Consider the following 21,208-nt stretch of genomic DNA (forward strand, 5'->3'; position numbering starts at 1 on the left):
AATTGTTTGGGTGTTTCTAATCCGTAAGTTACTAAACTGATTGGATATTCGAAAGTTGCTGATAGAGCCCCTCTTCTTGAGAGAGGGACTCATGAGTGCCTCGCTGTACTATTTTCCCTTGTTGGATCACTAAGATCTCATCTGCATGTTGAATGGTACTCAATCGATGGGCAATTACCAAGGTGGTTCGATTGGCCATAAGCTTTGTTAAAGCCTCCTGAACCAATTTTTCTGAGTTGGAGTCCAAAGCTGATGTAGCCTCATCCAAAATTAGAATAGGTGGGTTCTTTAAGACTGCACGAGCAATGCTCAGACGTTGGCGTTGACCACCAGAGAGTTTGCTGCCCCGTTCACCTATATTGGTATCGTAGCCATGCTCCAATTGGACGATAAATTCATGTGCATTGGCAATTTGTGCTGCTTCAATGACTTTTTCTTGGGAGATTCCCTCTAGACCAAAAGCAATATTGTTGAATACCGTGTCATTGAACAAAATAGATTCTTGCGTGACAATACCCATCAGTTTTCTTAGATGCTCAATGTCAATTTCCTGCAAGGGAACACCGTCTAGGGTGATTGTTCCATTGCTTGGGTCATAGAATCGTGGTACCAAATCCGCAATGGTAGATTTCCCCCCACCGGAAGGACCGACGAGCGCAATGGTTTTCCCTTTGCTTAAGGTGAAATTAATATCGGAAAGCACCTCTTCTTTTTCGTATTTGAAGCTGACTTGTTGGAATTTTACGGATTCTTTGAAGTCAGTAATTGCTTGTGGACTTTTGCTATTTTGGATAGCGCTTGGGGTGTCTACCACTTCGAAAATCCGCACCGCTGAAGCAAGTCCTCGCTGAATGCTGGACGCTGCTTTGGAGATTTCCTTAGCAGGGTTTAATACTTGAGTGAAGATGATGATATAGGTGATAAAATCGGAAGCATTGAGTTCGGAAGTATTGGATAAAACCAAACTTCCCCCGTACACCAAAATACCTGCGACTACAGATACGCCCAAAAACTGTGAAATAGGAGAGGCTAGTTCGTTTTTCTTCGCCATGGAAACATTCACATCAGAATAGAAACTGGTCTCCTTATCAAACTTACTTTGAATGTATTTTTGTGCTCCAAATGCCTTGATGACGCGCATTCCTCCGATGGTTTCATCGAGGATATTGACAATTCTACCCAAAGATTCCTGGCTTTCGATGGCTTTTTTACGCAGTCTTTTGGTAATACCTCCAATGATTGCTCCTGAAATCGGGATGACTAGGATGGTGAAAATGGTCAATTTCACGGACATCATAAAGAGCACTGCAAAGTATAAAATGATGGTTGCGGGTTCTTTGAATACTACTTTCAAAGACTGTACAATCATATTTTCCACCTCTTGGATGTCATTGGTGATTTTGGACATCAAGTCGCCTTTGCGTTCGTTGGAGAAAAAGCCGATATGCATCTGCGTAACTTGGGTGAAAATACCCATTCGCATTTTCTTGATGACTTCTGCTCGTACTTCAGCCAACACCACACCAGACAAATAAGTGAATAGGTTTGAAAGAAATACTGAAATTACAATGATGATACAGACGTACACCAAAGTGCCGAATTTACCATAGATTTCAGCAGTCTGTAAAAAGTGGTAATTGAATAAATGGATGAAGTAATCCAAGGAAAGACTGAAATCAGGCTTATTCATAAACCGCTCCATGGAAGTTGGCTCCACTTGTTCAAAAATCACATCAAAGAGTGGCTTAAGAAGTGTGAAGTTCAGCAAGCCAAATACAATGGCGAGCAAGGTATAGAGGATGTAAATAGGAAAATATCTTCTGTAAGGCTTAGCGTAGGATAAAATCCTGAGATAAGTATTCATGCCAATGATTGGGAGTTAAGCCCGCAAGTTACACATTTTTGGGGAGCTTAAACTCCTTCTCCAGCACTAGAACAAGTAGTCTTTCCGTACCATGTTGATCCGAAGGGCGAGATTGGTGAAATTGGTCCTGGCAGGGGAGTCCAAATCCTGTGCTGTCTGTCTCCGGTAGGTATGGCTGAAATCCAAGAAGATGTTCTGCTTCCACATGTAAGAAGCTGTAAACTGCGCCATGACTACTTGATTTTCTATCCCTTGCCCGATGCGGTGTCCAAAGAGACCCAAGCCGGTATTGGCATTCAAGCGATTTTTTAAAGGGTCTCTTCCGAAATTAACCTCCGGGCTGGGGTCATCTCCGAAAAACTGATACATCCCCGTAAAATTTGTTTGAAGCCTCGGGATAGGCTGGTAACGAACAATCCCAATGGCTTCTCTAAAGTTAGCTCCCAGCGGATGGGTCAAAGGGGTTCGGAAGTTGGTGAAGGATTGGAAATCAAATTTTTCCTGATAGGTGTAGGGTCTTGCTTGGTTGTATTCCAACTGTAAATCCAAATTATTGACCTTGAGTACATTGATGTATTTATAACCTGCTTGTAATCCATATTTGTTTCGGGAGGACTGTCGCCCATCAATTCCGAAAAATTCACCAAAAACAAATTCATCTAGCGCAAATTGCCCGTAAAGCTGCATGCCTTTGGCAAAATTCCACTTGGCATCTGTACCTAGCATGATTTTGTCAGGAGTTCCGAGTTGATGCTCTACCCATCGGTAGAAGATGATAGGATTGAGATAATTCACACTGAATTGGTTCATCATGACGGATTCAAAAATCCCAATATTCAATCGCTTGCCTATATTGGCCCCTAGGCGGTGCATGGCAAACCATTTTTGTGGATAGCGGTCATCGGTGGGTCTTCCAGCAAAGTCGTAAGTAACATCTGCGGTCATCTGTCCCCAGACATTGGTTAAGTTCAGTTTCCAAATGTTGGTGTTGAACTTCACAAACATATATGGATTGGAAAAATCGGATAAAATCATCGATCGAAATCCTTCGCCCACAAAATTACGATCGTGTCCGATTTGAGCTTGGATATGTTTGCTGACATCAAAACTGATGTGTCCCATGGCGGAGAAGTAGCCGTACCCTTCCTGATTGAATCGTTTCCAGAAACCTTCGCCGGGGATTGCTCCGCTATGTTCTACATAGTCTTTGACCCAAGAAGGAAAGATTACCTGATTGGTGGTCATGTGTGCATAGAAAGCGATTTTGCGGTCAATACTTCCTCTGAATTCCAAGCCTCGACTATTGCGTAAGCGGAAATTTTCAAAACCAGGTTCTCTTCCAGCGGCTAGATGAATCACGGGGTTGACATGAATATCAAAAACCTCGTCTCGATAGTGATAGAAATCAGCGGGTTTGCGATAGAATTGTTTCAAGATAGGTTGCTTGGAATCGGCTACCTCTTGAGTGACAAATTCCCAGTTGTCATTGGTAAGGTATGCGAGATTGAATCGGTCGGCAGCACTTTGGATTGTTGCGGATTGGATGAGAGAGTCCAAGTAAATTCCTACATGGTCTCTCCGATAAGGCTTAAAGCCTGTGTGAAAAATAGGGTTGTTGGGTCCTTCTAAGAGTTCATAGCGCTCTACTAGATGGTAGTAATCTCTATTAAAGGGAATGTAAGCCCCTTGGCCTAAGACCTGTATGTTGGTAAGGAGGACAAGTGCCCAAACAAGCAATGATTTTTTTTTCATGAATGCAACGCTCTCTGTTGGTAAAGCTAAGAAAAGAATGGGGAAATTATGGATAATGAATTGTTTGACGGATTGAAATAGTAAGGGGAAAGGTTGTCTGAATTAAATTATGTACATAATTTTGTACCAAATAAAATACATAGTCATGCAAATAACGACTGTCTCAGATTTCCGAAAGGATATGAAAACTTACTTGGATAGAGTTGCCAAGAACTTTGAAACTTTGATTATAAACCGAGGTAAAGATTCAGGGATTGTAGTCATGTCACTGGAAGAGTACAATTCACTTATGGCTACTAATCACGAATTATCATCTCGAAAGAATGAATTAAGGTTAGATGCTGCGATTGAAAAATTGAAAAAAGGAGAAACTTTCAGTAATGACTTAATTAAAGATAAATGAAGTATATTTTTGTCGATGAGTCTTGGGAGGATTATTTGTACTGGCAAAAGACGGACAAGAATAAACTCAAGAAGATCAATGAACTTTTAAAAGATATTGCTCGAAATCCTTTTGATGGACTTGGAAAACCTGAGCCTTTGAAACATAAATATGCAGGATTTTGGTCAAGACGGATCGATAGTGAACATCGGCTCATTTACCAATATCGAGAAGGAGAAATATTAATCGCTAAATGCAGATTTCATTATGACTAGATGGAAATTTTAAACCTTGGATTTGAAATGTGGTGTAATTTTTCAAGATTTTTTAGTTGGTTAAAACTCAAAAAGCACAAATTCTATGTGGTCGTTGGGAAAATAGATTAGGGAGTTAAATGAATATGAAGAGGAGACAATTTCAATTTTCTCAGTATAATTGGTGAACTATTCCTTATTTATAATCTCAATCGCTTTTTCTAGTATTTCATCTCTGCCCTCTCTTATTCCTTTGATTGAAGGTTTTATTTTTATGTCGGGAATGATGCCTATTCGTTGAGTCTCCGTGCCATCAGGGTAATAAACACCTATTCCGGAAATCAGTGTAAATAGTCCGCCAGGAAGCGGTATTTGAGAGATATTTCCATCAGCGCCAGCAGTATTGCTACCAATGATGGTTGTATTTTGGCCTGCCCTTAAAGCCATAGCGGTATATTCAGATAAGCTGAGAGATTCTTCATTTACTAAAACAATCACTTTGCCTGAATAAGTTTTTTCAATGGGCTGAAGTAGCAATGGTTCAGTGAAGATAAATTCGCCAGGGTTTTCAACAGTTCCATTGGTGAATTTGACAAACTCAGTAGGAGAGGAGATAAAAAAACCTCCCAAACTAAAAGGAACAAAATCTGCTGGATAATTTCGAATATCGATGATAATGCCCCTACTTTTCTCAAATGTTTCTATGACTGAGGGAATCTCATCATTTCTAAGTGTTTGAAGGTTAATATAGCCAATGTTTTTGTCAAACCACTTGTGTGATTTTGGAGTTTTATTTCTTGCCCATTCAATTGTTTTTAAGTCACTGAAAGCATGGAGTTGTAGTTTCTCTGTTTTTGTTGCTCCATTTTTTTTGATGTATTCAATTTCAATTTCTGATGAATTCGAACGTAAGATGTCTGATGAAATCTTAAGTAATTTTCTTGGAAGATTTGATTCAGGATAATATCCTGACTTTTCTTCAATAATCGATTCAATAGTTTTCCCGTTAATCTTTGAAAGAATATCACCCACTTCAAGCTTCGATGTCATCGCTGATTTTATTTGTGGATTGTAAAAGTCAGTGATGGTCAGTTTATCTTCTATGAATCTTACTTGAAATGGCGCGTAATATTTCCCTTTCCATTCATCAATTGTATGAGCTCCGCTGAGTGAAGCATGGGAATCTTGGATTTCACTGATTAGTTGAAGCACTGCAAGTTGGTAGTCTAATTCATTTTTGGCATCAATAAATATCGGTAGGTATTCTTTCAATATAGAGTCCCATCCATCGTCAATGAGATGTTTATATGGGAAAAAATAATTTATCATATTCCAATATCTAAACAAAGACAATAATCTAAATCCATCGTCTGGATAAAGCATATTGGAATAGGAATTTTCGTTGGTAAATATTGGGTTCCCAACACCCAAGGCCATTTCTATGTAGTAATGATTCCCCTGGGACCTATTCTTGTAGATATGATCAAGTTTATCCTTAAGCAATGTACTTTGGTTGTCTATCCATCTTAAGTCCGGTTTGAGAGGGGAGTCTATTTTGGAAGGTAAGCATTTATTACATTTGCGGACTTTTCCCAAAGAATCAATCCATTTTATCAATAGCTTATCTCTTTTTGTGTGGTTGCTTTCATAAAGATAATCTGGTAAAAATCTAAACAATTCATAGTCCCAATTGTATGCGCCATCAGCAATTTTAGGATGATGATATTTCAAAAATCCCCAAATCTTTCCCAGTAATTCAAGGTTTTCAATGGTTTCTGAGTTGAGTTCAGAAATCACAATGGATGAACCCTTGTCAAACGCTTTATCCAAAGGAGCTAAATATTCCTTTTTTTCAATTGGCAGGATTTCTTCAACATTTTTACCGTCTATTGTAAGAGCCAATTTATCAATCCACATTTTGCCTTTTCCTGCTAATAAACCACCAAAAACAATTTGCTTGGTGTTTGCAGGATTCATATCTAATGTGATTTCATATTTTGCCCAGTCGTTGGTTCCTTTTAATCCACGAGAATTCATGTTTTCAAAAGCAATTCCGGGGTCAATTCTCATCCAAAGCCCAGCAAATCCATCTGCTACATTTTCTGTTTTTATAAACCCAGTGAGGGTAATCTTTTCACCTGTATAATTGTCGGGGAGTTTGAATTCTAATGCTTTGAAGTCAGGGTTATCCCCATCGAACTCTATGAAAGCGGAGAATTTGCCATGATAATTGATTAATGAGTCAACACCAACTAAATAGTCGTTGCCTCCAAAAGTACTCCAACCAACAGGTAATCCTTTTTCAATATTTTCGAAGTCAAGGTTGAAATCTGATCTTTTATTTTCCTTTTTACAGCCAACAAGGACTACCAAAAAAAATAAAAAAAGTAGGTATATCGAATTCTTCATATGTAGCAAAGTAAGTAATAATGAAAATCAGACCATCCTAGAGGTACCCGAAAAGGCTGAGAAAGATTACCACATTTTTTATTATTTACAAACCAAAGTCTTAATTTAACCTTTCTTAACAGCTTGATAAATAGTTTAAAAAGGGTCATGGGGGTATGAGTTTAGAAGTGTTTTATTGAATGAAGTGAACCTCATTTTTCATTTACAAGGAAATGGGAATATTAAAATCTCTCCAAATCAAGCTCTCTAAAATCCTTGATTTCGGATAGCTTGATCAACCGATCGACTTTGATGGTTTTCCATGTTTCCTTGAAGATCTCATCCTCTCCTTCTTTATTTTCAAAGGTGTTCTCTCTTTCCAGTTTTTTTCGTGTCATAAAATTGATACTAATTTCCCGGGCTACCACAGGACCGAAGTTGTCGCTTTGATCATAACCGATGAGTTCGAAGTCCGAATGTTGGTATCTGAAGGTGTACTTTGAAGATCCATATCTCCCGTGGTCGAAAATCACATATAAATTGCCTTTTGCTATCTTAAAAGATAAATCCGGTGCATAATAGACACCCCCATCTTCATTGTCAGACGGAAAGCAAGTATAATTTTCTAAGGCCAACTCGTAAGTGCCTTTTTTTTGAATTCGGATGACGATTCCTCTTGGGTTATGATTGAGGGTTCCACGGGACTCATCTTCTACAAATAGCTTTTCGTCGGTCCCTTGGATGATATACACCACATCCTCCAAGTGATCTTTGGTTAAGTCTCCCCTCAATTCTTCCACCACCACGAAGCTCTTTGGTAAAAATTCATCAGGTTTTTCTGATGGGTTTACCTGGGCATATGCGGAGGTTAGTAGTAGCAGAAGAAGGGACATGCTAAGAATTCCATTCATTCCCGTAAATTAATTAAAAGCCAAAGAAGAATGGCAAGGCAAACACCACAAAAGCTATCCAAAGTAGATATACTGGAAGATACTTTACCAAGACTAAGCCCACATTGGGTGCCCTTGTCGCATCCCAAAAGGCAAACCACAGGCTTTTGGTCACCAGTAAAAGATGCACAAGCATCAGGATATTGCTTCCCAGTACGGCAATACGATTGGGCGACCAGCCAAACTCTACAATGCGGATCGAAATGGCATGTAAAGCAATGCTATTGATTAGAATAGTGATCGACGCTAGGGCAAACAGGATCAATGTTTGTATTTTCTTATGTTCAGTTTTGGAAGTTTCACTCACCGAAAACACGATCAAGGCCATCACTCCGATGAGCAGAAGATTGAAAAGCAATAAAAATTCACGATCTGTATAAATGCTTTTGTTGGAAAAAATCATCGATACGAGATAAGTGACCAAAATTACTAGTACCAAAGGACTAAAGAGTTTGGCAATGATAGGAGACACCCGATTAATCAGCGTGGGATTGTTGACTAAAATAAATCCTGCGATGACGGGGATGGAAGGGAGGATAAAAAGCACAATATTTTCAGTAAAGAATGCTCCGATCTGTATGCCAATCAGTTCAAAAAGACCAATGGTCATTGCTGTGATAATACCTCCAGAAAGTACCATGACAGTGATTAAGATGAGTATTTCTGCATTCAACCGGATAAAGCCTAAGCGCTTGGATAGGTTAAAAGGCTCGTGGCCTTGGTAGCTAAGTCCAAACAATCCCCACATCAGGAAGGGCAAGTGTATGCAGGCCAGAATGAATGTGTCGCTTTCTGTATATAAAGGCCACCAATTGATATGCAAGAGCGACAATAGACCAATTGCTGCTATCAACAATTTTGTTTTTTGGGTCACTTGATTTTTCCATGAGAAAAATGCTATCAAAACGCCAAAGGCTAAAAATCCTGCATTTCTTGCATAAAAGCTATCAGTTTCCATCGATAAAATTGCAGGTAGCTTCATGTAGATTCCAGCAAGAATAGCCCCGACTACTAAAAACCATCGTTCTTGACTATTCCCCCAGGAAATGGAATCTTGTTCTGTTTGCAAGCGCTCATACCAGAAGCTTGCAGCAGGGGAATCCTGAATTTCTTCGTAGCACGATAAGAAGGAGGCTTTAAATGCTGAAGGGTTTTGGCGATAGAGTTGTTCCAAAAAAGCAGGCTGGCTTATGTTAGAAAGGATTTCGTTTTTCATAATTGGAAAGTACTTTGGTTTTCAAAGTGAATGGATAAATTTTTTTATTTATTGAGATTGATCAAGTATTCGAGGTAGTCCAAGTGCTTTCGAAAGGCATCCTGTCCATGTTCGGTAGCACTGTAAGTTGTCAAAGGTTTTCTGCCTACAAAGGATTTTTTTACTGCTATGTATGCATGTTTTTCCAAGTAGCGAAGATGGGTGGCTAGATTCCCGTCTGTGACTTCCAATAGATCTTTGAAGGAATTGAAATCATAGCTTTCATTGACCATGAGTACAGACATGATGCGTAATCGTATGACATTTTCAAATGCCCTGTCGTATATACCAGCCGGTTTATTTGTCATACTTCACATGCATCAAAATACCATAAAGGATGTGGAGAACTCCAAAACCACCTGCCCAAAGCAAAAGGCTGAGGCTTGGCTCTACAAGAGCGATAAGCCCGAGCATCAGGCAACCTATACCCAAAAATTTCAATTCTTTAAAGGAGTGTTCGGAAGCTTGATACATCCCCAGCCCATAAAACAGTAAACTCATTCCAAAAATGAAGGAGTAATCCTTGTTCCAGGCCAGAATACCACATACCAATGCGCCAATAAGCATAGGAAAACCTAAACTCTGAAGGAATTTTTTAGAGGCTGGCGAATATAAATTCCCCTTTTTGGATTGTACACTTTTCCGTTGGCTCAAATACCACGTAATGCCCAGCGCTAACGAAAACGTCAAAAATGAGATGATAAGGATCGTGATGATTTCTGCCTGATTAAAACTGACTGTCACTGGAAATCTCCAGTTGAACCAAGAATCGTTGATGAATACATTGATGGCGGTAACTCCTGCTAAGGCTATGAAACCAACAGGAATGCCAGCAATACCACTCAGGGAAAGAAAGCGCTTACTTCTATCCATCATGGATTTGATTTCTTCAAGATCTTGGTGCGGGTTTTTCATATAAAAGTACTTTGTAATGCAAAGTAAAATAGAATTTTTGGTTGTATTCAATTTTTTGATAAAAATTTTGCTGTTAAAAGAACTTAATTTTATTTTCTTCGTTGCTTTCGGTGTATTCTTTTTAAATCTTTGGTCTTGGTTTAACTTATCGAAATTATGGGTAATGTTCTCTTTCAAAGAATTTCTTTGTTTTTGGCAGCTTTTTTTATCATCAATCACGATGTAGAGGGTCAGGATACTAGTTATTTTTCTGATAGGAATTCCGATGATTTCCCCACTGTGATATTACAGGAGGGTAATTGGGGAGGGGTATATTATTTGATTGATGGAAAAAGAGTCTCAGCAGGAGAGGTGAGGGCATTGATGAATCAAACTGATTTGAAAGATACTCAATTTGTAAATGGTCTCAATTCATTTCAAGGAGGCCGCATCATGTCTTATACTGCCCCAGTGGTTGTGTTTGTTTCTTCGGTTGGGATGTTAACAAGTGCTTTAGGGGGTAATCAGACTGCTTTGAGAAACTACTTTATCGGATCTTTAGTGGGCCTTGGTCTTGTAGTTGGAGGGAATGCTGTCCGGAATAATGGATTTCGCAAGACTGAAGAGGCTATTGATGCCTATAATTTCAACTTACGCTCTGGGTATTTTTCACAACCCTATCTGACCATGCGAAATCAACGAGGTTTTTTTGGGCCTAAAATGAGCTATTTTGACGGGGCCGTCCCTTTGTCAGAATCTCAGTTTGCAACTATACGCTCTTTAAATACGGAGTTGGATTTGGATCTTAAGCCAGCAGATAAGTATTTTAAGCGGGCAAGAACATTTGATATGATTTCCAACATTGGAACTTTAGCTTTTATATCTTTTGTAATCATACCTCAATTTCAATCGTCTGCTCCTAATTCACTCTTGTTGCCAATTTTTATAGTTGATGTAACGAGTTTTCAAATAGCTAACATCAACCATAGAAAAGCGAGAAATTCCACGCGTGTAGCCCTGAATTCCTTTAACTTTAGAGATTGATTGATAAGTTTGCCAATGAATCTCAAATAATTTTGTTTCTTTTTTGGGATGCTTTCAAAAAAGCAATATCTTTGTGCCTCATTTCTAACGAGTGATTAAGGAAAATAGCAATACAATGAAAAAAGACATTCATCCTAACTACAGACCTGTCGTATTTTACGATACTTCAAGTGAATATAAATTCTTGACTCAGTCTACGATCGAAACAAGTGAAACAATCGTATGGGAAGATGGTCAGGAATATCCAGTTTACAAGATTGAGGTTTCTTCTAATTCTCACCCTTTCTACACTGGTAAGAAAATGTTGCTTGATACAGCGGGTCGTGTTGAGAAATTCAACAGAAGATACGCAAAAAAATAATTTGTACATCACAAGCATTGAAAACTCCCTTCCTTTAGAGGTTGGGAGTTTTTTTATTCCAAACCCTCAAATAATTCGTCAAGGTCAAGTACAAATCCTTGGACGCATTGGGAAGCCACCTTGTCTCCAAGCGTAAAAAGCCTAGAAGGTACGTATGTTCCTTCGGTCAATGAATATACAAGCAATGTTTGTTCATAAGGATGAACAATCCAATATTCTGAAACTCCGCTTTCCTCATACACTTCATATTTGTTTTGTAATTCTTTTTTATTGTTGCTTGGGGATAAAATTTCTACAATTAAATCTGGTGCGCCAATACATCCATATTCATCTAATTTATTGGGGTCGCAGACTACACACAAATCGGGTTGTACGACTGTATTGATTGTTTTTGCTTGTTTTCCAGCAGTGGGCAGCCTGACATCAAAAGGGGCAGCGTACACTTTACACGGTTTTTTCTTGAGAAAAGAATGAAATTCACTAAATATCCTTCCCGATAATTCTTGATGTATTCTCCGTGGTGCTGCGGCTGCTTGCTTAAAAACTTTCCCTTTGATAAGTTCGACCATATGATCCAAATCCCATTGCAGATAATCCGCATAGGTGTAGCTCCCATATTCTGTATAGGGTTCTTTTACAAGATTTAAAGGCTCTTCTTTTTCCATGATTCTAATCTACTAAAATTTTGTAGTTGTTGAAAGTCTAAACTACCACTCATTTGACCCTGTACATACGAATATGTGAAAGGCTTGTTTATTCGCTGGAATAAAGGGGTTGTTTTCTGTGAGACTTTTTTATTTTTGTGACATGGAGAACTTTGTGTTATTTGATGACCCAGCTATTCGCGGGTCTTTATTGCCCTTTACTTTTACCCGTCCCGTAGCAGATATCCGTATTGGGATTTTGAAGATCTCAGAAAAGTGGCAGCGCTACCTAGGTGGAGAGGTCAGCTATCTCACCCAAGATTATTTACAAACGAAATTTCCGATAGTAGGGGCTCAGGACTTGTGGATCAATGGGGCTTTATGCCCAGATGAGAATGTGGTTACCGCCATTCGAGGGTTAAAAACAGGTGAAGTGCTTTTGTATCAACAGACGATTTTGGCTGCGAAAACCAGTAAGCAGAAGGCTTTTTCGATCGAGCAGGTGAAAAATTTCCAATCAGTTCCTTATGAGCATTCATGCACATTGGTTCAGAAAAATTGGCATATATTCCAACACAATGGAGTTCAAATCAAGCAAGACTTCACTTTAATCACCAAAGGCCGTGCTTCTGCTGCCATTGAAGATAAGCATACGGTCGTTTATCAAGCGGATAATATTTTTGTAGAAGAAGGGGCAACCATTAAGACTGCTGTTTTAAATGCTGAGGCAGGCCCTATTTATATCGGTAAAAACACAGAGGTTCAAGAGGGAGCACTCATCCGTGGTCCTTTTGCGCTTTGCGAAGGGAGTACAGTAAATATGGGCGCTAAATTGAGGGGAGACACCACCGTCGGCCCATTTTCCAAAGTAGGAGGAGAGATTTCCAATGCGGTAATTTTTGGCTACAGTAACAAAGGCCATGAGGGATTCTTGGGGAATTCAGTCATTGGTGAGTGGTGTAACTTGGGTGCGGATACGAATACTTCCAACTTGAAAAATAACTATGCTCCAGTAAAAGTATGGGATTATACCAAGGGAGGATTTACCAATACAGGTTTGCAGTTTTGTGGGCTGATGATGGGCGACCACTCCAAGACCGGTATCAATACCATGCTCAATACAGGAACAGTTGTAGGAGTAGGCGCTTTGATTTTTGGCGATGGATTTCCAAGAAATTTCATTCCTTCCTTTGCCTGGGGAGGTGCTGCCGGGTTTACGACTTTTCAGTTTCGTAAGTTTGAGGAAACAGCACAAGCTGTCATGAAGCGCAGAGGCTTGGACTTCGACGCTGTGGAGAAAGAAATCTTGATGAAAGTTTTCGAATTGACCAAACATTACCGTATTTGGGATAAAGAAGGCTAATTGATATGTTATTTTCATCTATTCCGGGTTTGCCTGAGGTCAAACAAAAAATTGTGCAGGCTGTCAAAAATGATCACTTAGCACATGCCTTGCTTTTTCATGGACCGGAAGGTTCCCCTAATTTGGATATGGCTTTGGCTTTAGCAACCTACTTGCATTGCCAAAACCCTCAAGAAGAAGATTCCTGTGGTACTTGTGCTTCCTGTCAACGGATGGCAAAACTTATCCATCCTGATACTAATTTTGCCATTCCGCAACCAGGAGGAACTTCGGATGACGATGATAAAGGTGCCAAAAGTGATAAAATCGATTTTATAGGAGCGTTTAGAAATTTTGTTCAGACGAGACCTTATGGCAATATCTCTGATTGGCTGTATTTCAATTCCATTGAAAAAAAACAACTGAACATATCCAAAGCAGCTGCCAAACAAATCATTCAGACCCTTTCTCTGAAGTCTTTTGAGGGGGGCTACAAGATTATGATCATTTGGTGTCCGGAGTTTTTACATATCAATGCTGCCAATGCGCTTTTGAAAATTATAGAGGAACCACCGGCAAAAACCCTGTTTTTTTTGGTGACATCCTTTCCAGATAGGCTGTTGACGACCATTTTGTCGAGAACGCAAAAAATCATGGTTCGAGCTTTTTCTGATGAAGAGATCAAGGCTCACCTTGTAGCCATGGATTTATGCTCGCCGGAGGCAGCAGTGCAAATTGCCCCTTTGGCTGATGGGAACATGCGAGAGGCTTTCCAGTTGGTAGATGGAGTCAAGGATAAAAATACCAACGTAATCCGAGACTGGTTTCGAGCCTGTTTTTCTTTGGATATCAATGCCATTTTTGGTTTTACAGAAAATTTCAGTTCTACAGACAAGGAAGGTCAAAAGTCCATGCTATTGACAGGGATCAATGTACTGAGAGAGGTTTTGCTGGATAAAAGCGAAGTAGTAAACTTGAAGAGGAGTGCTGATGAGGACAGGGATTTCATCCATAAATTGGGAGAACATGTGCTTTCAGAAGCAAAGCTGGCCAAAATGTATGCTTTGCTGAATGAGGCGCATTATCATATCGAGCGTAATGCGAATATGAAGATTATGTTTGCCGATTTATCTTTTCAGTTAGCCAGGATCATGAGAGCCAAAGAAACAGCATGAGTAGCAAAAAAATCATCGGTAGAAAAGAGAAAATCAGTTTTTTGGACTGGGGGATAACCAATATCAGCGCCAAAATTGACACAGGTGCTTATACCTCTTCCATCCACTGTGATTATGCTGAGGAACGGATAGAAAACGGTTCCAAAGTCCTCTATTTTAAATTGCTGGCTGTTTTGGATCGGAAATATTCAGGAAAGGAACTTCGAGCAACTACCTATACTCAAAAACGGGTAAAGAATTCTTTTGGAGAAGCGGAAGTTCGGTATAAAGTCAGTACAAAAGTCCGTATGTTTGGGGAAGAATTTGAAGCTGAGTTTACGCTCACTGATCGCTCCAAAATGCGGAATGCCGTCTTGATTGGCAGGAAGCTCATACATGGGAGATTCCTCGTGGATGTTTCTCAAGTTCATCTAAGTAACCCTCGAAAAAATAAAACTACACCAACGACTTAAGGAGCAGCCTCCCCACTATGAAAATTGCCATTCTTTCCAGAAATCAACATTTATACTCTACCCGAAGACTACAGGAAGCTATCCGTGCAGCAGGTCATGAAGCCTTGATTATTGATCATTTACTATGTGATCTAATTATTGAACAAGAGGGGCCTTCCATCATTTATAAGGGAGAAAAATTGGAGGGTATTGATGCGATCATCCCGAGAATCGGGGCTTCCGTGACATTCTATGGGACAGCCGTGGTGAGGCAATTTGAACTGATGGGAGCTTTTGCGGCAGTTCAGTCTCAGGCGATTGTTAGAAGTAGAGATAAGTTGAGGAGCTTGCAAATATTATCCAGAGAAGGTCTAGGTATGCCAAAAACGGCTTTCACCAATTTTTCCAAAGGAGGAGAAAAAACCTTGATCGAACAGGTCGGGGGCACTCCCTTGATCATCAAGCTATTGGAAGGAACTCAGGGATTAGGTGTGGTTTTGGCGGAAACTAAAAAGGCTGCACAGTCCGTAATTGAGGCATTTCATGGTTTGAAGGCACGGATTATCGTACAGGAATTTATTAAAGAAGCTAAAGGGGCAGATATTCGAGCATTTGTAGTCAATGGTAAAGTAGTGGGAGCTATGAAGCGACAGGGTGCTGAGGGGGAGTTTCGGTCCAATTTACACAGAGGAGGAAAGGCAACTGTCATTCGACTGACTAAACAAGAGCGTTTGGCTGCCTTAGGAGCTGCCAAAGCCCTTGGTTTGGATATAGCAGGTGTTGATATGTTGCAATCAGACAGAGGTCCTTTGATTTTGGAAGTCAACAGCAGCCCAGGTTTGGAAGGTATAGAAAAAGCTACGGGAATTGATATTGCAGGGGAAATAGTCAAATATATCGAGTTGTCGGTGCAAAAATCAGATAGAAAAAAACGAATCAAACATGAGCAAGCAGATAAAGATAGGCACTAGGGGGAGTAAATTAGCTCTTTGGCAGGCCTATCATGTGCAGGACTTGTTAAAAAAGCAGGGGCTGGAAAGTGAAATAGTAATAATCGAGACCAAAGGTGATAAGATCTTGGATGTATCCATTGCTAAAATCGGTAGCAAGGGAGTCTTTACGGAAGAGTTGGAAGATCAATTGGCCTCGGGGGCTATAGATATTGCTGTCCACAGTGCTAAAGATATGCAGTCATCTTTGCCAGAAGGGTTTGAACTGATTGCCTTTACTGAGCGGGAGAAAGTAAATGATATCATCTTGAGTCATCGGAAGGATATTGATTACAAGGATTCATCTAAACCATTATTGCTAGGCACATCCTCAACAAGAAGAGTGGCTACCTTGAAGCATTTCTATCCTCATATTCAGACGGTGGAAGTAAGAGGAAATCTTCAGACAAGAATTGCCAAAATGGAATCGGGTGTTTGTGATGCTTTATTATTGGCCTATGCAGGTGCGCATAGGATGGGTTATGATGAGCTAATTGTGGAGGAGTTGAGTTTAGAGGAATTTACTCCTGCAGTGGGACAGGGCTCTGTGGCTATTGAAGCAGCTTCTACATTAGATCCTGCCATTAGACAACACATCATTGCGGCTTGTCACCATCCCGCTACAGGGTATCGCTTGGAAGCGGAAAGAGCATATCTACGTGTATTGGAAGGTGGTTGCAGCATACCTGTTTTTGGCTTGGCGACCATAGCAAATGATGCACTTGTATTAAAAGGTGGGATTGTGAGCTTGGATGGGAAAGACCGACTTGTGCAGGAAATCCATGGGTCTTTTGAGGATGCTACTAAACTAGGAGAAAGCTTGGCACATTCCATTTTGAAAGCTGGTGGTGCAGAAATTTTACAGGATATTAAAAAAGGATTGAATACATGAGACAGTTATTATTAGGAGTGTTAGTGGTGCTAAGTTTTTCCTGCAAAACTGAAAAAGAATATCTGGTCAAGTTTGAAACCTCCTATGGGGATATGTATGCGGTGTTGTTTGACGAAACACCCAAACACAAAGAAAATTTTGTGAATTTAGCACAAGCAGGACGATTTGATTCTACTGATTTTCATCGGGTGATCAAAGATTTCATGATCCAAGGTGGTGATGTTTTTGGAAAAGAGGGTTTGCCTCAGGAAGACTGGTATACTGTACCGGCAGAGATTAAGCCTGGATTGATTCATGAGAAAGGTATGATAGCTGCTGCTCGGATGGGCAATAATGTTAATCCTGAGCGGAGGTCCAGCGGTTCCCAATTTTATATAGTCCAAGGGAAGGTCTATGATCGCAATGAATTAGTGGTGGACATGAGACTGTTGTCAGAGACTTTTTTTAAGTACATGCAGTTGGGGAGCAATCGTGAATTGATGGAAAAGTATCAGCAATTGTACCAAGCACAGGAGTTTGATGCCATCAATGAAATGATGCTCGCTGCTAAATCCGATTTGGAGGCATTCTACAATTTGAATTTGGAGAAAAATATGACCCCTCAGCAGATTCAAGCCTATACCACAGTAGGGGGAACCCCACACTTGGATAATGAATATACTGTTTTTGGAAAAGTGATTCAGGGATTGGATGTGATGGAAAAAATTGCAGCTGTGGAAACAGGTCCCCGTGACAAACCAGTCAGTCCTGTGTATATGAAAGTGAGTGTTTCCCAAATGCCAAAATCCAAAATCACCAAAGAATTTGGGTATGAATTTGGCAATTGAACGCTCTGAGACCATCCTGATTACTGGTGCCAATGGTTTATTGGGGCATAAGTTAGTGGAGTTGTTGATCCACCGGGAATATGTACAGGTGATTGCCACTGGCCTTGGTGAAAGTAGACTACCGGCACATTATACCAATTACTACCAATGGGAGTCCATGGATATCTCTTCCGAGGAGCAGGTAAGCAGAGTCTTTGACAAATACAGGCCTACCGTTGTTATCCATGCCGCTGCTATTACCCAGGCGGATATATGCGAAGAAAATAAGGGAAAAGCCTATACAGTCAATGTAATAGGTACAAAAAATCTAATTCAGGCAGCCGAACGAATTGGTTGTTATTTTTTATATCTGTCAACTGATTTTGTTTTTGATGGAGAAAATGGTCCATATACAGAGGAGGACCAACCCAATCCTGTCAATTACTATGGAATAACCAAATGGGAAGGGGAGAAACTCTTACAGCAAAGTAATCTGTCTTGGGCAATTGTGCGGACGGTGTTGGTCTATGGGGTAGCGGAGGGCTTGAGTAGGTCAAATATTATTTTGTGGGTGAGGGAATCTTTGATGGCAGGAAAAACTATTCAAGTGGTCACCGACCAAATCCGTACCCCAACTTTAGTGGAAGATTTGGCAGATGCTTGTTTGTTGATGGTGTTGAAAAAGTCCGTAGGAATTTTTCATGTATCAGGAGCGGAGGTCTTAACACCTTTCCAAATGGCTGAAATGACCGCAGATTATTTTGGTTTGGATAAAACATTACTGCAGCCAGTAAACGCTTCTACTTTTACACAATCGGCTAAACGGCCCCCTCTAACAGGATTCATTATTCAAAAAGTTCAAAATGAGTTCAATTTTGAACCCAAAAGTTTTACTAGCGGAATTGGTATTTTAGCAAAACAACTTAAATTAGCCGATTCTTAAAATTAATTTAATCTATAAATCACACTTACTTCGTAACGTATGGCTATGAATACAGATACCCAAGGTAGAGGCCAATGGGGTTCCAGCTTGGGTTTTATTATGGCGGCTGCCGGTTCAGCGGTAGGACTTGGAAATATTTGGAGATTTCCATACCTGACAGGTGAGAACGGCGGGGGCGCTTTTGTTTTTGTATATGCAATTTGTGTTCTTTTGATTGGACTCCCCTTATTGCTCAATGAAATAGCATTAGGAAGGATTTCTGGCAAAAACCCTATTGGAGCTATTCGAGGGACAGGGGGTAATAAATTTTGGCAGTTAGCAGGGGTGTTATGTATTTTGGTGTGTTTCTGCGTTTTGAGTTATTACTCAGTAATCGCAGGTTGGACAATTGGCTACATTTTCACTGAATTGATCGATATACCTGTTGATTTTGCCGATTTTCAGCAGACACCAATGTATGTGATTCCATTGTGTTTCATCTTTATTTTGATGACGATTGGCGTAGTATTGGGCGGAGTTTCTGGTGGTATTGAGAAGGCAGCTAAGTTTTTGATGCCTATCCTATTTATCATCATTATCTTTATTGCAGGGCGTGCGGTAACTTTGGAAGGTGCTAGCGCTGGTATTGAGTACTATTTGAAGCCTGATTTTTCTAAAATAGATGGAAAAGTAGTCCTATCGGCACTTGGACAGGCCTTTTTCTCCATGTCTGTGGGTTGGGGTTTGATGATTACCTTTGGGTCATATTTGCCAAAGAGTAGTAATATCGTTCAGTCTTCTGGCTGGATTGCAGGGATGGATAGTATGGTTGCATTGTTGGGTGGTTTGATGGTATTTCCAGCTTTATTTGCTTTGTTGCCAGGAAAAGACCCCGCTGGTGGACCTGCCTTGGTTTTTGAGGTATTGCCAAAAGTATTTGATGCAATGCCGGGAGGTAATTTTATTGGCGCATTGTTTTTCTTGTTATTGTTAGTAGCCGCCTTGACTTCTTCGATCTCTATGTTGGAAGTTCCTGTAGCGTATTTTATTGATGAGAAGAAATGGAGCAGAAAGAAAGCGGCTTGGACGATAGGTATTGCGGCAATGGCATTATCTGTGCCTTCTGCACTTTCTTCTATTGAAGGAAACTTCTTTGAATCACTTACCTTGAAATTTGGAGGGAATGAACAGGTAGGTTTCTTCTCAATTATGGATTTCTTGTTTGGGACTTTTGCGGTTGTATTGATTTGCTTTATGTTGGCACTTTACACAGGCTGGGCCAAGAAGATTTCCGATTTTGCCAATGAGCTTGCATTAGGATCACCGTCATTTAAAGGTCCTTGGCGTGCGGCTTGGGTTTTCTTTATCAAGTGGGTTTGTCCAATAGTTATCGCATTGGTACTATTGGATACGTTAGGGCTCTTTGGAGAGCCTCAAGAAGGAGGTTGATATACAAAAATATTCAAAAAAAGAGAGGTCTTCCTCTCTTTTTTTGTTTTTTATCTTCCAAAATTTGGTTTTCATGCTAAGAAATATGTAATTTACATTTAAATTTTTTTAGTTCGTTTACCATAAAATAAAAGGCATGAAAGTTCTAGTCGTTGATGATGATGCAGTAGCTAGATTAATCCTGAAAAAGGTTTTCGAAAAAGAGAACCATAAAGTCTTCACGGCAAGTGATGGGATAGAGGCTTTGGAGGTATTAGCCTTGGAAAAAGATTTTAATGTAGTCATTACAGATATTATGATGCCCAATATGGACGGATTGATGCTGCTTAGTGAGCTCAAGAAGTCTCCCAAGACACGTAATATTCCAATTATTGGCTTTACTGCTGGGAATATTGATTCCTACAAGAAAAAAAGTAAAGAAGTATTTGATCAATTACTGCCTAAACCAATGGACTTTTATAAGCTGTACGATATAGCCAAAGAACACGCAAGAAAATGACGGATCCTCCGATTTATACAAGATCCTGTTGAAATTCAGATTGACTATCTTTTTATTTCAATAAATGGTAGTTAACCTGAGTTTTCTTTTTCTGTTGATGGCAATAAAACTAGCTATCCTTGAGTTAGTTATTTATGGCTGATTTATTTACATTAGCAGAGATTACAAAATATAGGATATGAAAAAATTAAGTTTTGTCTTGATCGCAGCCCTTTGGTTTTCCGGATTATCTGCTCAGGATTTTTCCATAGGTCCAAAAGTTGGGGTTTCCCAAAGCTCCATTACAGTTACAGGTGACGGTTTTGAATCGGGATCTACTTCCCTTGGATATCATGTCGGAGCATTTGTACGTATGGGCGGTGCCTCAGTCTTTGTACAGCCTGAATTTTTATATACCAATACAGGTGGTACAATCATTCAAAAATCTGATTCTGGCATAGATGCTACTATTGATGCCAATTTCAATCGATTAGATATCCCCTTGATGGTTGGAGTGAAGTTGGCAAGAGTTTTCCGAATCCAAGCTGGCCCTATTGCCTCTGTATTGTTGGATTATACATTAGATGATGCCTTGAATGTGGCGCAAGATGTAGATTATCGTAAATCTACCCTAGGATATCAAGCGGGTATAGGCCTTGATTTAGGGAATCTTATTCTAGATTTCAAATATGAAAACTCTCTGGGAAGAATCGCCCAAAGCGTGGCAGGTTTCAATACCGATCAGCGTCAAAATCAATTGATGGTTTCAGCTGGTTTTCGCTTGTTCTAGAGTCATTCTTTATAAAGGATTAATCAGCACAAAAAAAGCACCTAAAATAAGTATCATGAACTCATTTTTTGAGACATGTTTTTTGATTTTTCCCTCTCCATCATGATAGAATCAAAAAAAAACCTAGACCGCTGAAGTCTAGGTTT

Annotated in this window: 22 protein-coding genes; 14 read left to right on the forward strand and 8 right to left on the reverse strand. The window is 39.9% G+C overall.

The window, feature by feature from the left end; all coding sequences use genetic code 11:
- Positions 1-31: 31 nt before the first annotated feature.
- Both ACXIUD_RS13985 and ACXIUD_RS13990 read right to left on the reverse strand, forming a co-directional pair.
- Positions 32-1,864: an ABC transporter ATP-binding protein gene (locus ACXIUD_RS13985; RefSeq protein ID WP_458053267.1), complete on the reverse strand. Its 1,833-nt coding sequence runs from the start codon at positions 1,862-1,864 to the stop codon at positions 32-34.
- A 66-nt stretch (positions 1,865-1,930) separates the two neighbouring features.
- Positions 1,931-3,616: a hypothetical protein gene (locus tag ACXIUD_RS13990; protein WP_458053268.1), complete on the reverse strand. Its 1,686-nt coding sequence runs from the start codon at positions 3,614-3,616 to the stop codon at positions 1,931-1,933.
- Positions 3,617-3,761: 145 nt separating this feature from the next.
- Here ACXIUD_RS13990 and ACXIUD_RS13995 point away from each other — a divergent pair, with 145 nt between their 5' ends.
- Together ACXIUD_RS13995 and ACXIUD_RS14000 are read left to right on the forward strand one after the other, a co-directional pair.
- Positions 3,762-4,019 (forward strand): type II toxin-antitoxin system Phd/YefM family antitoxin, encoded by a 258-nt coding sequence (locus tag ACXIUD_RS13995; protein ID WP_458053269.1) that lies wholly within the window; start codon positions 3,762-3,764, stop codon positions 4,017-4,019.
- Positions 4,016-4,273, forward strand: a complete 258-nt coding sequence (locus ACXIUD_RS14000) for a Txe/YoeB family addiction module toxin (protein WP_014771086.1) — start codon at positions 4,016-4,018, stop codon at positions 4,271-4,273. The genes ACXIUD_RS13995 and ACXIUD_RS14000 overlap by 4 nt, the downstream gene beginning before the upstream one ends.
- 168 nt (positions 4,274-4,441) lie before the next feature.
- On the opposite strand, the gene ACXIUD_RS14005 is transcribed toward ACXIUD_RS14000, so the two are convergent.
- The 5 genes from ACXIUD_RS14005 to ACXIUD_RS14025 all read right to left on the reverse strand — a co-directional run bounded on the left by ACXIUD_RS14005 (position 4,442) and on the right by ACXIUD_RS14025 (position 9,760).
- The gene (locus ACXIUD_RS14005; RefSeq protein ID WP_458053270.1) at positions 4,442-6,661 is read right to left on the reverse strand and encodes a S41 family peptidase; all 2,220 of its coding nucleotides are present in this window, start codon (positions 6,659-6,661) and stop codon (positions 4,442-4,444) included.
- Between the two features lie 221 nt (positions 6,662-6,882).
- The gene (locus ACXIUD_RS14010) at positions 6,883-7,551 is read right to left on the reverse strand and encodes a hypothetical protein (RefSeq protein WP_458053271.1); all 669 of its coding nucleotides are present in this window, start codon (positions 7,549-7,551) and stop codon (positions 6,883-6,885) included.
- A 13-nt stretch (positions 7,552-7,564) separates the two neighbouring features.
- The gene (locus ACXIUD_RS14015) at positions 7,565-8,806 is read right to left on the reverse strand and encodes a hypothetical protein (protein ID WP_458053272.1); all 1,242 of its coding nucleotides are present in this window, start codon (positions 8,804-8,806) and stop codon (positions 7,565-7,567) included.
- A gap of 44 nt (positions 8,807-8,850) precedes the next feature.
- Entirely contained in the window at positions 8,851-9,153 is a 303-nt protein-coding gene (locus tag ACXIUD_RS14020; RefSeq protein WP_458053273.1) for a winged helix-turn-helix domain-containing protein, read from the reverse strand.
- Complete coding sequence (locus ACXIUD_RS14025) at positions 9,143-9,760, reverse strand: hypothetical protein (RefSeq protein ID WP_458053274.1); 618 nt, start codon at positions 9,758-9,760, stop codon at positions 9,143-9,145. Before ACXIUD_RS14025 ends, ACXIUD_RS14020 begins: the two co-directional genes overlap by 11 nt.
- Before the next feature lie 156 nt (positions 9,761-9,916).
- Here ACXIUD_RS14025 and ACXIUD_RS14030 point away from each other — a divergent pair, with 156 nt between their 5' ends.
- Together ACXIUD_RS14030 and ACXIUD_RS14035 are read left to right on the forward strand one after the other, a co-directional pair.
- The gene (locus ACXIUD_RS14030; RefSeq protein WP_458053275.1) at positions 9,917-10,783 is read left to right on the forward strand and encodes a hypothetical protein; all 867 of its coding nucleotides are present in this window, start codon (positions 9,917-9,919) and stop codon (positions 10,781-10,783) included.
- Between the two features lie 115 nt (positions 10,784-10,898).
- Entirely contained in the window at positions 10,899-11,144 is a 246-nt protein-coding gene (locus ACXIUD_RS14035; RefSeq protein WP_189580574.1) for a type B 50S ribosomal protein L31, read from the forward strand.
- Between the two features lie 53 nt (positions 11,145-11,197).
- On the opposite strand, the gene ACXIUD_RS14040 is transcribed toward ACXIUD_RS14035, so the two are convergent.
- Positions 11,198-11,809 (reverse strand): Uma2 family endonuclease, encoded by a 612-nt coding sequence (locus ACXIUD_RS14040; protein WP_458053276.1) that lies wholly within the window; start codon positions 11,807-11,809, stop codon positions 11,198-11,200.
- A 142-nt stretch (positions 11,810-11,951) separates the two neighbouring features.
- Here ACXIUD_RS14040 and ACXIUD_RS14045 point away from each other — a divergent pair, with 142 nt between their 5' ends.
- The 10 genes from ACXIUD_RS14045 to ACXIUD_RS14090 all read left to right on the forward strand — a co-directional run bounded on the left by ACXIUD_RS14045 (position 11,952) and on the right by ACXIUD_RS14090 (position 21,062).
- On the forward strand, positions 11,952-13,151 hold the full coding sequence (locus ACXIUD_RS14045; protein ID WP_458053277.1) for a GlmU family protein: 1,200 nt from the start codon (positions 11,952-11,954) through the stop codon (positions 13,149-13,151).
- A 5-nt stretch (positions 13,152-13,156) separates the two neighbouring features.
- Entirely contained in the window at positions 13,157-14,305 is a 1,149-nt protein-coding gene (locus ACXIUD_RS14050; RefSeq protein WP_458053278.1) for a DNA polymerase III subunit, read from the forward strand.
- Positions 14,302-14,757 (forward strand): ATP-dependent zinc protease family protein, encoded by a 456-nt coding sequence (locus ACXIUD_RS14055; protein WP_458053279.1) that lies wholly within the window; start codon positions 14,302-14,304, stop codon positions 14,755-14,757. Before ACXIUD_RS14050 ends, ACXIUD_RS14055 begins: the two co-directional genes overlap by 4 nt.
- 17 nt (positions 14,758-14,774) lie before the next feature.
- Positions 14,775-15,707, forward strand: a complete 933-nt coding sequence (gene rimK / locus ACXIUD_RS14060; protein WP_458053280.1) for a 30S ribosomal protein S6--L-glutamate ligase — start codon at positions 14,775-14,777, stop codon at positions 15,705-15,707.
- Positions 15,679-16,617 (forward strand): hydroxymethylbilane synthase, encoded by a 939-nt coding sequence (gene hemC, locus ACXIUD_RS14065; protein ID WP_458053281.1) that lies wholly within the window; start codon positions 15,679-15,681, stop codon positions 16,615-16,617. The genes rimK and hemC overlap by 29 nt, the downstream gene beginning before the upstream one ends.
- Positions 16,614-17,444 carry a peptidylprolyl isomerase gene (locus ACXIUD_RS14070; RefSeq protein ID WP_458053282.1) on the forward strand — a complete coding sequence of 277 codons (831 nt, stop codon included), beginning with the start codon at positions 16,614-16,616 and terminating at the stop codon, positions 17,442-17,444. The genes hemC and ACXIUD_RS14070 overlap by 4 nt, the downstream gene beginning before the upstream one ends.
- Complete coding sequence (locus ACXIUD_RS14075; RefSeq protein ID WP_458053283.1) at positions 17,428-18,366, forward strand: SDR family oxidoreductase; 939 nt, start codon at positions 17,428-17,430, stop codon at positions 18,364-18,366. Before ACXIUD_RS14070 ends, ACXIUD_RS14075 begins: the two co-directional genes overlap by 17 nt.
- A gap of 39 nt (positions 18,367-18,405) precedes the next feature.
- Positions 18,406-19,794 (forward strand): sodium-dependent transporter, encoded by a 1,389-nt coding sequence (locus ACXIUD_RS14080; RefSeq protein ID WP_458053284.1) that lies wholly within the window; start codon positions 18,406-18,408, stop codon positions 19,792-19,794.
- 136 nt (positions 19,795-19,930) lie between these two features.
- Positions 19,931-20,293 (forward strand): response regulator, encoded by a 363-nt coding sequence (locus tag ACXIUD_RS14085; protein WP_458053285.1) that lies wholly within the window; start codon positions 19,931-19,933, stop codon positions 20,291-20,293.
- A gap of 178 nt (positions 20,294-20,471) precedes the next feature.
- Complete coding sequence (locus ACXIUD_RS14090; protein ID WP_458053286.1) at positions 20,472-21,062, forward strand: porin family protein; 591 nt, start codon at positions 20,472-20,474, stop codon at positions 21,060-21,062.
- The last annotated feature ends 146 nt before the right edge of the window (positions 21,063-21,208 follow it).

It is taken from the genome of Mongoliitalea sp., assembly GCF_054166905.1.